Below are 13,284 nucleotides of genomic sequence, written 5' to 3'. Positions count from 1 at the left end.
GTTTTTAAGTTAGTAAAGTTCGGCGGGAATTAATTTCTTCGCTTGCTCAAAATCTTCTACCGTGTCCAGTTCCGCCGAGAAAAACTGGGTGGTGTCGAGCACATAAAAACTGTATCCTTGCGGAATCAACCTCTCAAAGGCACGTTCGTAAAAGATATTATTAAGTCCCTCTTTCTCAATCATAATTTCAAGTTCGCAGAATAAAGCTTCGGTATATGATGCTGACATTTTTTCTATGCCGATAGATTCGCCAATTGCCTCCGTAATGGAACATACCTTGCTTATCTCTCTCACTTTCTGTTTATTATCTACAATGACTTTGATTTCTTCCATGCCCAAGTCGTGACGGTTGAGGGCTAATATGTCCTCTTTGTCCGATTCAAGCAGATTGGCCACAATCTGTGGGTCAAAAATAATGTCACTGTCTAGCAGAAGTACATTTTTTTTATCCACATAAGGACGGGTGAGCCATAGCGAATAAATATTATTGGTTGATTCATATTGTTCATTATAGATAAAGGTTATTTTTTGTTGCGGATAATACGCCTCCAGAAAGTCTACAATTTGTTGTTGTCTATATCCTGTGACGATTACGAACTCATTAAACCCATTCTGAATCAATGCGTTAAAGGCCCGTTCCAACAAACACCGTTCTCCTATTTTTAGAAGACATTTGGGAGTGGTATTGGTCAGCGGACGTAGACGTGAAGCTATTCCTGCGGCTAGTATAACTGCTTTCATCTAGAGGCGATTTTTTTAATCGTATCAATAACTATCCGGTTTTGCTCCGGGCGACCGAATGTGATTCTTAAGTGAGTATTAATATCCGGTTCATTCATGAATTTCACTTTATAACTCTGTTCGTTAAACGCTTCTTGTAGAGCCCCTTTCAGTTCTATCGGATATTTGATCAGAATGAAATTGGCGACAGACTTATACACCTTGAATCCTGGGAGCGCACCTATTTCATTCTCATATCTGATGCGGTCTTCATTCATTAATTTGGCGATGTCCCGGTAGTGGGCGTCAGATTTTAATGCTGCGATAGCGATGTCTTCAGATATTCGGTTATATCCCAGATATTTGTTACTGTATTTGCTGAATCGGCTCAATTCCTTGCTCATAAATCCGAATCCCATCCGTAATCCCGGCAATCCATAGAACTTCGACAAAGTTCTTGAAGTTATCATATTCGGATATTTATCAATCAAAGTCTTTATATATGAAGTGTCGGTTGAAACGAACGAGGCGTATGCTTCGTCAATCAAGACCGTTGTTGTAGATGGAACATATGACAACAATTCATCCAGTTCGTCGGGAGTAAGTCCGTTACCGGTAGGGTTGTTAGGAGAGGCAAGGAGTAATATCTTCGGATTCTCTTTTTGTATCATCTCTCTCAATGCTGTAAAATCGTACTTGAAAGTATTTCCTTCTTCATAAAGTGGATATTGTAGTGTGCGTCCGTTCACTTCATCAGCGATAGACTTGTAGTACCACCAGGAAAATTTAGGAATGAGCATGGTTTTATTGCCATCCTCTTCCGTGAGGAAATAATGGACCGCCTGTTTTAATATATCTTCACCGCCGTATCCTAGCAAAACTTGCGTTTCATCGATATCGTATAGTTCAGATAAGAAAACTGAAAGTATACTCTTTTTCCCCTCATCATAGATTCGGGTATAAAAACACAACTTATTTATATCGAAATTCCTTAATGCTTCGACTACTTCTTTAGATGGCTCGTAATTAAATTCATTTCGATCCAGAAAATTCAAATCCTTTTTCATATTTAGTTTTGTATGATTCCTTTGTCACACCAAGTTGATTTCTTGGCTTTCGTTTCATTCATGATATTACGGTTATTGTTGAGATTGTCCGTATCATGTAGTTCATGGTGAAGGTGAAACACGATACCCGCGAACTTGATAGTACGTTTACGTACTCCACTATTGATAAGTCGGCATACCAGTTCATGATCTTCACTTCCCCAACCGGTAATCTCTTCGTTATATCCGTTTATTTTTAGCAAATCTTCTTTCCAAAAAGCCATATTACAGCCTCTGGAATAGGATATATCCCGTTGTCTATAGCGTTGCAATAGAGAACTTAGCCAAGGTAAATGTATTCCGTTGATTGTGTTTTTCGTTCCTTTATCATTAATGGAAATAATGTCATTCCTTTCTGCTAACATTTTTTTAGTCAAAGCTTCTCGGATAAGTACTCGACTACCGGTTACAAAACTACCTTTTCTGGCAAAGCGGACGTGGTCTTTCACAAAGTCTCTGTGTAAGATAATGTCTCCGTCTATTTGTATAATATATTTTTTGGATGCTTTCGCTATTGCTTTATTGCGAATAGATGCTAACCTGAATCCCAAATCTTCATGCCAGACATGTATAATAGGGACTACGGAAGTAGCAGCCAATTGATGAATTAGTTCTATTGTATCCTCTTTAGAGCCATCATCGGCAATGATGATTTCATTGGGAAGAAGAGATTGACGTAGCACGCTTTTAACGCATAATTCTAATGCGTCGCTTCTATTATATGTTGATATAATTAGCGATGTCGTTATGTTGCTCACCGTCTGTTTATTCATAAATTAATTACTATGTTAGTTAAAGAGTTAAGGGGGTTATCTTAAAATCCTACAAATGTAGGTATTTTATTTGGTTGTAACAAGTGCTATGTGCTTTTTTGCTAAATAATAGAGAGCTAGAATTTTTTCTAAAGATAATATCTTTATCTTTGTCTGTAAATATACTATAATAGCCAAGATTAATTGTGTGTTTTGTAATGGAAAATCATTCGATAGAAGTCAGTGTAATTATTCCTAATTATAACTATGCCCGCTTTTTGCAACGACGTATAGAATCCGTACTGTCTCAGACATATACGAATTTTGAACTTATATTGTTGGATGACGCTTCAACGGACGATAGCATCTCTGTTCTAAATAATTATCGTGACGATTCTCGCGTCAGGCATTTAGAGGTAAATTCAAAGAATACAGGAAGTCCTTTTGCTCAGTGGCAAAAAGGTATTGCTTTGTCTCGTGGGAAATATATTTGGATTGCAGAGAGTGATGATGCGGCTGAAACTTTGTTTCTGGAGAAAGCTATTGCGGCATTAAATCAATACCCGGAAGCTTCTTTTTGTTTTTTGGGTTCTCATTGTATCGATGAAAGCGGAGATATATTGCCTACGGACTTTGACCGTTGGGGTTCGAAGCAACTGAAAAATGCTCATCATCTGGGTGTGTTTGATGGAGAAGAGTACATATTGCATAATCTATACTGGCGTAATTATATTTACAATGCAAGTGGCGTTGTCTTTCGGAAGCAATGTTTTGAGCAAATAAAAGACTTGTCTTGTTTTTCTATGCGTTATAGTGGAGACTGGCTCTTTTGGATAGAGATGGCTCGGCATGGAAAAGTTATCGAAGTATATGAAAAACTGAATCGGTTTCGTGTGCATGGAGTCAGTACAACTAAGAAAGCTCAAAGAACAGGCGAAGGGATTAGGGAGGATATGTGTATAGTAAAGAAAATTGAATGTATAGCTCCATGCATAGGATGGCAAAAGAAGTCTGTACGGCACGGTAGCTTTTATAAAGAAATAAAGAGGTTGAGTGTTGCTATAGACGTAAAACAAAAGTTGTATCAAGAGTTGAATCTTTTGTTTAAAGGGGTTATTAGTAGTTATTATGTGGAACGTTTTACTAAAAGTTTTAGTTGGCTAATTCCTTGTTTGATTACTCGTGATAAAGATCGTTTATGATTAATGAATAGATATGACATTGTTTTACCAATTTGATTTGAATGTTTTTTATAAAAGGTGATAATTCCGACTTTGTATTCTGGACAAAACGATCATCATCTGGTTGGGTGGGCTACAATTCCAATTCGATTCTTGGTGCATTTGATACATCACTGTACTTGCCGTGATTTTGACATGTATTATATAGTTTCCTATTTTATCCTATGAAAGGAGAACGCTCAATTGAATTCAACGGGTGAAATTATTTAAACTCGTCAATATCCATCTGTTTTTTTTTCTTGTAAACTAAAATCTATAATACTATCATTAAATATACAAATGGAGCTGTTTTAGACTGATTTATCGATAAAATAAAAACAACTCAACTGGGCAATAAGTTGGTGTTAATCAGTGGACTCTATTTAATAATATATTTTCAGGTTTTTTTCTGTTAAATGATTTGGAAATCTCATGTGATTTCTTTAATTTTGTTCACATAGCATTATTCTTGTTTTTTTGTATAGCAATGTTTAGGGGGTGAAATAATGGACTTTAGAATATGTTATTTTTTAAGTGTTTTATTAGATAGGGTAAATGTGTTTATAAAATTCTTACAAACTATATTGGTATGAAAAAAATATTTTATGTATTTTTTATTACACTATTCTTTTCTTGTTCGGATAAAGATAATGGTGTGTTGCCAAGTGTGGATCCTGAAGAGGGTAATTTAGAAAATATAATTCCACTTAAGTTAGGAGTAAAGGAGGCACGAAGTGATATTTTTGAAGGGGTGGAATTTAACTTATTTCCTGATAAGTATTTTGGCGTATTAAGTTTAATGGATATATATGATTCAATTACATGGAATGTTTTGAATATAGATGGTAGTATGAAGATTCTTGAACAAGGGACTCGCTATGCTACTTCTTATCGTTATTGGTCGCATCATTTTTATCTACCTGGTAAATATAAGACTTATTTATTAGGTTATAAAGATAATAAAATGATTTATTGTAGTGATACGGTAAAAGTCGAAATAACAAACGATAAAGATTTTCTTTGTTACAATTGGAAGGATATAAAAGGTTCTATCGGTCACGCTACATCTTATCTTGATTTTTTGAAAGAATATGAGTTTGTTACATGTGAAGGTATGTTTCAAAATGTTCCATTCGTTAATGTGCTTCTTTATGATAAAGAGAAAAAAGACAAATTGGATTTTCTTGAAAAGAGTAAGAATATTTTTATTGATTATATAAATACTTTGTATTCAACTTCTCCTGTTTATACTGATAAAGATGGCATTTTTTTGGAGAAGTATAATGAGTTATTTACATATAAAGCAAAGAATACGGTTCCTTGTTGTGTTTGGATAACTTCAAAATCGAAAATAGTATTAGTAAAAGATGAATATTATAAAGAATACCAACTTTACGCAGAGCCAAATGTAATTAGTGATAATATTCAATAAAAGGCTGTTATAGGCTAGGTTTGTTCTTTTTCCTAAGCTAACAACTAAGAGTGTGGTGTTAGTAATATATAACCTTTTCTATAGTAATTCTAGTCTGCCGATTAACTGGATATGGATATTGTTCATGAAGTACCAACTCATATTATGGCTGTTCTTATTTGTGTTCAGAGAAAATACTTTTGTAATAATTCAATTATTTGCTTAGGTCTGTTTTCGCAATTTCATATATACTTTTGATAATTATGAATCTTATATTTTGGGATTGCGCTGAATACGTGAAATGTTTTAATATACGAAAATACAGTTGGCAAAAAGATTGGAAATGCAAAAGAATCAAATATTATAAGTTTTATTTTTGTTGTAAAACAGTGTGAAAAATGAATCGTTTTTATTTATAAATATGATGGTAGAAAATATTATCACTATACAATACAGCTCAGACTCTTTTATTAGTAATAAATTCTCAGGTTGGGAAATACAAAATATATCTGGATATAAAAATGAATAATCAAAGTAAAAAAATAGTTATTATGTCCCATGATGCTAGTATGCAGGGAGGGGCGCAGGGGTGTTTGTTCGACTTAGTGAGCGGGATAAGAACTATGTGTCCACAATATGAAATATATCTTATAGCCCCAAAACAGAAAGATCTTGTAGAATCTTTTAAGCCTTATCTTAATGGGTATGCCATAATTAAGCAACCTTGGTGGATGATTATTTCTACGAAGAAGCCCTTAATAAAACCCATTTTCCGTTTTTTTAAAATTCTCAGGTATGCATATAAGACTCTGAAATATTTAAAAACTATTGAGCCGGATATTGTAATGACAAATACTATAGCTTCACCTGTAACAGCTTTGGCTTGTAGATGGGGTGGATATACACACTTTTGGTTTATTCATGAAGTACCTCCTCATGTTGGGATTTATTCTTATTTGTATTCAGAGAAACGAATTTTGCGATGGCTTGATCATTTATCCAAATCTGTTTTCGTTGTTTCAGATTATACTTTGAATTATTATAAGTCTTATATTTCAGGGATGAACCGGATCTGCAAAATTCATGTAGCTGTGGGAACAGACTTAGTAAAGGGAGCGGGAGGGGAGCATCCTTATTATACTCTTTTATTAATAGGACATTTTGATGACAATAAGGGACAAGAAGATGCTGTAAAAGCGGCTAAACTATTAGTCACTAAATTTAATCTGAACTTTCGACTTTTGCTAGTAGGTGCGACAGCGGGGGCTTATACAAATTATATATCCGAGTTTATTCAGAAAAATAACTTGGGAGAATATGTTTCTATTTTAGAATATACAACTCATATTTCAACCTATTATGAACAATCGGATGTACTACTGGTTTGTTCAAGGTCAGAAACATTATCAAAGGTTGATATAGAAGCCCAGAAGATGGGACTACCCGTAGTTGCAACTGACATTGAGGCTAATAGAGAACAAATTCGGAATAATTATAACGGCATATTATATAGAAGAGGTGATATTGACGAACTGGCTTTGGCAATTACTAAATTGAGTGATCCTATATTGAGAAAGGAAATGGGCAGAAATGCTAAAGAGTTTATGTCTGGAAAATATACTATGGGAAATTATATCTCGGATTTCCTGCAAGCTACTGATTTGTAGATACCATCATTTAGCTTATATGTCGTGTTGTAGGCATTCTTTTAGTTTTGATATTTTCCTTTTATTTAGTTTTGAGGAGCTTATTTTATTCTAAAACTGAATCGTGTTATTTCGTTTGAATTTTGTTTGCAATCACATTGCCGACAGCTTCGCTGGCTTTAATTGTCCAGTGAGTGTCATCTATATGATATACATCTTTTACTCCGTTAGATATCATTTCTCTAAGTGTGTCTCTAGGGTTAATAAACCATTCTAGTTCATTAATTCCATCCTCTTCCAGTTGATCCAGTACTATCTTAGGTTGATATGGATTATTTACTATGTGGGGTAGATATGTATCGTATTTGTCTGGTGCTATCATATAATAGAGTTGGATTCCTCGTTTTTGAAAGGTTTGATGGATATGGTTTAGTCTTTCCAAAACTTCACTTCTCTCTTCAGGGGAAAGTGAAAGTTTTAGTAGGTCATCTTTATAAAAGTAAAGAGTATTGTAAGGTGGAGCTGAGAAACAATCCGCATCTAACATTGCTTCTCTGACAGGTCTTTTTGATTTATATAATTGATATTTAAAGTATTTGAAAGTCTCAATTAAATAGTCTTTATTTTTCTGGACGGGCTTTTCTTTCTTAGGCTTATCCTCTTGAGAGGATATCTTGTTTTGTTTGTTTATTTGTTCAACAGGAGAGTCAGTCTGCTCTAAAGCTCTATAATTAAGTATGCGCTGTACAAATTCTCTTTCAACAGCTTCAATAATGACAATTTTACATCCTAATTTATTATAGATGTCATTGTTAAGTAAATGCATAGCCATTTCTTCCGGATAAAATCCTTGGTCTAACGGACTAGGGTAGTTGAGGATTCTTTCTCCCAAATTAGTGGCTAAATAGTTTTGGTAACCAGTTATTCCTTGTTGGCTAAAAGAGTCTCCGATAGTCATTATCCTATATTTGTCCTGTATAGTATCATTATATTCATCTACTCTGTTCTCTGATAATTGAGGGGATAAATCGTCTTGATTACTTTTATCAATATAAATATATCCTAGTTTTCCTAAGTCGCCAGAATTTATTAGCTTGTCCGTCAAGTAAAAATTTAAATAGAATCCACAAGCATAGATTACTAGCATGACAGGGAATATAGTGAATAGGCATTTTACAATAAACTTTTTCATCTTTTATACTAAAATTGAAAGTAAATAAATGTTTGTATGCTATTGGAATAATAGAATATATAGTAGAAAATGGCACAATATAATCCCCATCTGATTATGGGATACTTGACTCTTGATATTTCCAGCCCATGCATCTGTCTTCTTTGTATCCATTCAATTACTATCATAATCAGGATATATTGGACACATCTACCTCCGTATCCAAGTGAACTTGGCTCCCATTTTGTGAACATATAAAAGATGTACTGACAGGCATCTTTTATATTCTCTGCGCGGAAAATAACCCAACCGATCATTACTAAGAGAAATGTAATAATGATTTGTCCGATTTCTTTAAAAGATGGTAAGGGTTTATTTTTGGCAACTATATCTTTGTATTTTCTGTTTTTCTCCATAAGTAATAATGGTAGAAATAATAAAGCATGGAACGCTCCCCAGCAGATAAAAGTCCAATTCGCTCCATGCCAGAGTCCACTAACCAGAAAAATGATCATAGTATTTCGGAAAGATTTCCACTTGCTGCAGCGGCTTCCTCCTAGTGGAATATAGATATAATCTCTGAACCAAGTTGTTAGTGAAATATGCCAGCGTCTCCAAAATTCAGCAATATCGCGCGAGAAATATGGATAATTGAAGTTCCTTTGGAGGCTGACACCAAACAATTTGGCAGTACCAATGGCTATATCCGAATAACCGGAGAAGTCTCCATAAATCTGGAAAGTAAATAAGAACGCTCCCCAAGTCAAATTTAAACTATCCAGTGTTTGATAATTTGCAAAGATCTGATTGGCAGCGGCAGCGCAAGTGTCTGCTACCACGATTTTCTTGAATAGTCCCCATAGTATTTGTCTCATACCATCGACTGCGGCGGTATAATCGAAAGTTCGAGGTTTCTCAAACTGAGGCAGTAAATTAGTGGCTCTCTCAATAGGACCGGCAACTAATTGAGGGAAAAAACTAATAAAAGCAAAGAAGGCTACAATATCATGTGTCGGTTTTATCTTATTCCGATAGACATCGATGGTATAACTAAGTGCCTGGAAAGTGTAGAAACTAATTCCTACAGGGAGTAGTATATTCAGGGTGACCCAATCTAATTCAAAGCCTAACCATCGAAATATATATGCCAGATTCTCAGAAAAGAAATTGAAATACTTGAATAAACACAGTATTATCAAGTTTAACACAATGTTGGCTGCACTTATCCAGCGTTGAATATGGCGATGCCCCTCCTGGCGTTCGAGCAATATTCCACTGGCATAGCTGCATAGTGTAGTAAATGCTATCAGAATTAGAAAACGCCAATCCCACCAACCATAAAATAGATAACTGGCTACTACAACTAAGATGTTTTGTGTTTTCAGCTTTTTAAAAACAAACCAGTACAGTAAAAATACAATTGGTAAAAAAACTAGAAATTCAAAAGAATTAAATAGCATAAATTATCTTTTTGGGTGCAAAAATAACTATAAAATTGCTATTTTGGTTAAATGATGCTTATAAATTATAGTAGGATGTTGTATAAACAAGTCTTGCTAAGAGGATTAGTTGGCTTTTTTCTTATTAGATCTCCTGGCATGAATGGTTTAAATGTGAAGACACAAAATCCGATACCATATAAATTTAAAAATAATTTTGTTTCTCCATTTTTTGTTAGTGTGAGTCTTGTAATAATCTTGTGCTTCCTTAAGGGCATACTTAAAAGGGGCGGAGCTTTTAATAATATCCTTTACGCGTTTGTACTCTTTCTTTTCCTCCATCAGTTTAATATTTAATGAAGGAAGTATTTTATTTTTCTGGTAGAATTCAACCTTTGCCTGTATGCAATCTGCATCCTGGTTTAAAACGGGAAATCTGCTAATGATTCTATTATATATTTCAGTATATTCATCTGTCATCTCTTTTACAGACTTCATTTCCTCTGAATAATGTCGTATGTTCTCTACTTTCCTTCTATATTCTTCTCCCGAAAGAGTTGATTTAATGGTCAAGATGAGCTTAAAAACATCTTTCGTTGTACTGTTTATGGGCAAAACCCATCCGGCATCAATGGCTTTCACTCTTTCAGCAATGGCTCCCAAATCAAATGTGATTACAGGAAGCTCAGAAATTAAACTTTCTGTCAGAGTATAAGAATATGTTTCTGGCCACATAGACATTAAACAAATTAATTTGATGTTATTCTCAAATAACAGATTAGGTAAATCTTTCTGTAGATATTCGCCATGGTAGATGTAATTTCGTGTATTCGTGTTGTGTTTTTTGCTCTCTGTTATTCCGAAGAGGTGAATTGTGACATCCGAACCTTTTGCTTCCGATATCAGTTCCTTTAAATATCTCAGTCCTTTCTCTTCTGAGATGCCTCCAATAAAGGCGATATTGAAATTCTTACAGTTTCTTTTATTCCGATAGGGACCACTTTGTGCGTTGTCTATTCTGTCGTATCCATGTTCTACTACATCAATTACTAAGTCTTTGTATACATCCAAGAATATCTTTTTAGTACTAAACGAGGGAACGATAATCTTCTTCACTATTTTAAGATTCTTGTAAAACTCCTTTCTCCATAGCGGGATAATATTGACATTCTGTTTGAATTTCTTTGATAAGCATGAATTACACCCCTCCGGATCGGAGTAATTACAAAGGAATGTCTTCTCATCAAAAAGTTTCACAGAAGGACACATCGAGTAAAAGTCATGTAGCGTATATATAACAGGGATCTTTTTCTCTTCCGCTATTTTGAAAATATCCAGATACATATCTCTTAAATGATGAATATGAATTAAATCTATCCTTAAGGCATCTGTAAGTCTCTCGATTTCTTTTTTGAATTCATCATTGTAAAGTTTCAATGTGGTATATGAAAAATAGGAACCTAACGGAGTCGTAATCTGATCAGATGAAAGGTATGAAGTTAAATAATATCTGAAATCATCGATGGAGTAATAAACAATATGGAAGTTGAATTCTTTTCGCATATTTTTTATCAAATCATATACATGTAAAATCGTTCCACCGATATTCTTCTCCTTGATCGCTTTGAATTCGTGTATTATGATCAATACATTTTTTTTAGAATACAAATCTATGCCATAACGGATATTTAGTTGTATCTCTGAAATAGGATTTTGCTGTATAAAAAGTTCAGTGTTCGCAAAACATGAAGGATATCTTTCTTTCAATATTTGTAGGTGAGAATTTATCAATTCAGTTTTTTCTTGGGAGAAAGATTGCGTTCCTTTGTGGTAGATATATGTATTATCACATAGCAAATGCCTGTATCCGGCTTGTAAGCATCTATATGAAAAGTCGTTTTCTTCACCGTATCCTTTGCCGAATGTTTTTTCGTCGAAAAGACCAAGGTTATCTATGGCTTCTCGCTTGATGTACATGCAGAACCCATGTGCCGTGGGTATTTCCGGAAACAAATTCATGCTACATTTTTCAACAATCTCAGCATATTCATCTACGGTCATGCTTGAAGGCAATCTGTTTTCCGATAGAAATTCGGGAACAGATGCCAGTGTCGCATTATTGGATAGTGGCGTTACGGTTGCTACCGCCGGTTTGCTATATGCACAATTCTGTATTTTAAGGAGCCAGTTTTTTGTAACCTCTGTGTCGCTATTTAATAAAACAACGTCATGCAGCGAATTTTGCATACCAATGTTCACCGTGCCGATAAAGCCTTGATTCTCTTTGTTATCTATCAATTTGATATTTAGAGCTTGATTGTTCTCTATAAAAGAATTCAATAAAGGCAAGATCCTTTCATCCGTGCTTTTGTCATTGATAAGCAATAAAGTATGTCTGGTAAGATCTGTATGCTCTATCACAGTTTCAATACATTTATTTACAAAATCAAAAGCGTTATAAATAGGTATTACAATATCGACATCCATAGCTAAGATATATTAAAGTAAAGTTTTACTTCATTAAAGTGTGCATTATTTGATTATGCACTTTGGTTAAAGTTCTTAATGAGACAAAGGTATGAAGAAAAAATAGAAGTGCCAAAAATTGATATAAATCTAATGGATTTTCTTATCTTTGTCATTAACTTTTAAATATCTTTTGAATTATAAATGTCTTTTTGTTAAGTTTTATATAACTTATTGTTGAAAATGGAAGATACTAAATGTCAATATGTTGTAAGTATAATTATCCCAGTCCATAATACGGCTCCGTACTTGAAGCGTTGTGTAGAGTCAGTGCGTCACCAACTCTTGAAGGATATTGAGATTATTCTGGTTGATAATAAGTCGGAAGATATGTCACCTGCTATGTGCGATGAATATGCTAAGATAGATTCTCGCATAAAGGTGCTTCACCTTTCAGAAGCCGGGCTTTCTATCGCCAGAAATGCAGGCATTAAAGTTGCAACGGCTCCCTATGTGGGCTTTGTGGATAGTGATGACTATATTGACGAAAGAATGTATCTGGATTTACTGTGTGGCATTGAAACTTATCATGCAGATGTGGCATATTGTACTTTTTGTTACGAATACACTGATGGACGGATAGAGCATCTTTATACAAATTCTGGAAATATAATTGAGCGTACATCCAAAGAAGTAGTGGAAGATATTATATCTGAGAAGATTAGCAGTTCTTCATGCACGAAACTGTTTAAAAAGGAACTATTTGATTTTTTATTATTTCCCGAAGGGGTATTTTGGGAGGATCATGCTATGATCTATCAATTGATAGCACAGTGTAATAAAGTGGTATGGGTTGATCGGGATTATTATTTTTATCTCCAAAGGGAAGGAAGTATTTGTCATACTGTTGATAAGGTTAAGCAATATCATTTCTTTTTAGCTGAATATCCAAGATTGGAATTCATAAAGAAAAACGGTTTGTTTGCAGGAGAAGAAAGAGCAAAGGTTGTTCATCAGATAGTGCAAACTTGTTTTTGTCGTTTTACTGATTTTATGAAAGATGCCAAATTGATTGGGGATAGGAAAGCGATTAAAGATATGCGGACTAAAATGAAACGATGGCTTGATCTTTCTTCTGATGAAATAGACCGGTGGGTCTATAGGCGTGTAAGGAAGATTACATATATGTGGTTGGTTTGCTACTGGAAGCACTATCGCAAATAATATATATTTGTAAAGTCGTTTTTGAATGCAAATATTTTGATAAACTAAAAAATGCGATAGCCTTCCAATTAGGAATTGCCATCGCATTTTTTAGTTTTATATCTCTTCTCAAGGCTTTAACTTAGGGGG

Annotated in this window: 10 protein-coding genes; 4 read left to right on the top strand and 6 right to left on the bottom strand. The window is 34.3% G+C overall.

The genetic code is table 11. The features are described 5' to 3' along the window. Window positions 1-9: 9 nt before the first annotated feature. From PHO71_RS00485 to PHO71_RS00475, 3 genes are read right to left on the bottom strand one after another with little or no spacing between them, the layout of a single operon-like run. Window positions 10-741: a phosphocholine cytidylyltransferase family protein gene (locus tag PHO71_RS00485; RefSeq protein ID WP_300197311.1), complete on the bottom strand. Its 732-nt coding sequence runs from the start codon at window positions 739-741 to the stop codon at window positions 10-12. Next, entirely contained in the window at window positions 738-1,787 is a 1,050-nt protein-coding gene (locus tag PHO71_RS00480) for a histidinol-phosphate transaminase (protein ID WP_300197308.1), read from the bottom strand. Before PHO71_RS00480 ends, PHO71_RS00485 begins: the two co-directional genes overlap by 4 nt. A gap of 2 nt (window positions 1,788-1,789) precedes the next feature. Continuing rightward, window positions 1,790-2,599 carry a glycosyltransferase family 2 protein gene (locus PHO71_RS00475; protein WP_300197305.1) on the bottom strand — a complete coding sequence of 270 codons (810 nt, stop codon included), beginning with the start codon at window positions 2,597-2,599 and terminating at the stop codon, window positions 1,790-1,792. A gap of 197 nt (window positions 2,600-2,796) precedes the next feature. Between PHO71_RS00475 and PHO71_RS00470 the strand changes: the two genes are divergently transcribed. The 3 genes from PHO71_RS00470 to PHO71_RS00460 all read left to right on the top strand — a co-directional run bounded on the left by PHO71_RS00470 (window position 2,797) and on the right by PHO71_RS00460 (window position 6,876). After that, window positions 2,797-3,780: a glycosyltransferase gene (locus PHO71_RS00470; RefSeq protein WP_300197302.1), complete on the top strand. Its 984-nt coding sequence runs from the start codon at window positions 2,797-2,799 to the stop codon at window positions 3,778-3,780. Between the two features lie 607 nt (window positions 3,781-4,387). Further along, window positions 4,388-5,230 carry a hypothetical protein gene (locus tag PHO71_RS00465; RefSeq protein ID WP_300197299.1) on the top strand — a complete coding sequence of 281 codons (843 nt, stop codon included), beginning with the start codon at window positions 4,388-4,390 and terminating at the stop codon, window positions 5,228-5,230. A 500-nt stretch (window positions 5,231-5,730) separates the two neighbouring features. Further along, window positions 5,731-6,876 (top strand): glycosyltransferase family 4 protein, encoded by a 1,146-nt coding sequence (locus PHO71_RS00460; RefSeq protein WP_367279870.1) that lies wholly within the window; start codon window positions 5,731-5,733, stop codon window positions 6,874-6,876. 106 nt (window positions 6,877-6,982) lie between these two features. Here PHO71_RS00460 and PHO71_RS00455 read toward each other — a convergent pair whose 3' ends face one another. The 3 genes from PHO71_RS00455 to PHO71_RS00445 all read right to left on the bottom strand — a co-directional run bounded on the left by PHO71_RS00455 (window position 6,983) and on the right by PHO71_RS00445 (window position 11,952). Continuing rightward, window positions 6,983-8,047: a hypothetical protein gene (locus tag PHO71_RS00455; RefSeq protein WP_300197296.1), complete on the bottom strand. Its 1,065-nt coding sequence runs from the start codon at window positions 8,045-8,047 to the stop codon at window positions 6,983-6,985. Window positions 8,048-8,055: 8 nt separating this feature from the next. After that, on the bottom strand, window positions 8,056-9,486 hold the full coding sequence (locus tag PHO71_RS00450; RefSeq protein ID WP_300197293.1) for an MBOAT family protein: 1,431 nt from the start codon (window positions 9,484-9,486) through the stop codon (window positions 8,056-8,058). A gap of 147 nt (window positions 9,487-9,633) precedes the next feature. Continuing rightward, window positions 9,634-11,952: a glycosyltransferase gene (locus PHO71_RS00445; RefSeq protein ID WP_300197290.1), complete on the bottom strand. Its 2,319-nt coding sequence runs from the start codon at window positions 11,950-11,952 to the stop codon at window positions 9,634-9,636. A 222-nt stretch (window positions 11,953-12,174) separates the two neighbouring features. Between PHO71_RS00445 and PHO71_RS00440 the strand changes: the two genes are divergently transcribed. After that, window positions 12,175-13,155, top strand: a complete 981-nt coding sequence (locus PHO71_RS00440) for a glycosyltransferase family 2 protein (RefSeq protein WP_300197287.1) — start codon at window positions 12,175-12,177, stop codon at window positions 13,153-13,155. The last annotated feature ends 129 nt before the right edge of the window (window positions 13,156-13,284 follow it).

It is taken from the genome of Bacteroides sp., from assembly GCF_028690125.1.
Classification (GTDB): domain Bacteria; phylum Bacteroidota; class Bacteroidia; order Bacteroidales; family Bacteroidaceae; genus Bacteroides.
Note: the sequence above shows the minus strand (reverse complement) of the source record. Positions and strands in the feature narration are given on the sequence as shown.

What these genes read in the sequence shown, in the direction of transcription:
- PHO71_RS00465 (WP_300197299.1), top strand. Translation starts at nt 4,388, where the DNA reads ATGAAAAAAATATTTTATGTATTTTTTATTACACTATTCTTTTCTTGT.
- PHO71_RS00485 (WP_300197311.1), bottom strand. Translation starts at nt 741, where the DNA reads ATGAAAGCAGTTATACTAGCCGCAGGAATAGCTTCACGTCTACGTCCG.
- PHO71_RS00470 (WP_300197302.1), top strand. Translation starts at nt 2,797, where the DNA reads ATGGAAAATCATTCGATAGAAGTCAGTGTAATTATTCCTAATTATAAC.
- PHO71_RS00450 (WP_300197293.1), bottom strand. Translation starts at nt 9,486, where the DNA reads ATGCTATTTAATTCTTTTGAATTTCTAGTTTTTTTACCAATTGTATTT.
- PHO71_RS00475 (WP_300197305.1), bottom strand. Translation starts at nt 2,599, where the DNA reads ATGAATAAACAGACGGTGAGCAACATAACGACATCGCTAATTATATCA.
- PHO71_RS00445 (WP_300197290.1), bottom strand. Translation starts at nt 11,952, where the DNA reads ATGGATGTCGATATTGTAATACCTATTTATAACGCTTTTGATTTTGTA.
- PHO71_RS00455 (WP_300197296.1), bottom strand. Translation starts at nt 8,047, where the DNA reads ATGAAAAAGTTTATTGTAAAATGCCTATTCACTATATTCCCTGTCATG.
- PHO71_RS00460 (WP_367279870.1), top strand. Translation starts at nt 5,731, where the DNA reads ATGAATAATCAAAGTAAAAAAATAGTTATTATGTCCCATGATGCTAGT.
- PHO71_RS00440 (WP_300197287.1), top strand. Translation starts at nt 12,175, where the DNA reads ATGGAAGATACTAAATGTCAATATGTTGTAAGTATAATTATCCCAGTC.
- PHO71_RS00480 (WP_300197308.1), bottom strand. Translation starts at nt 1,787, where the DNA reads ATGAAAAAGGATTTGAATTTTCTGGATCGAAATGAATTTAATTACGAG.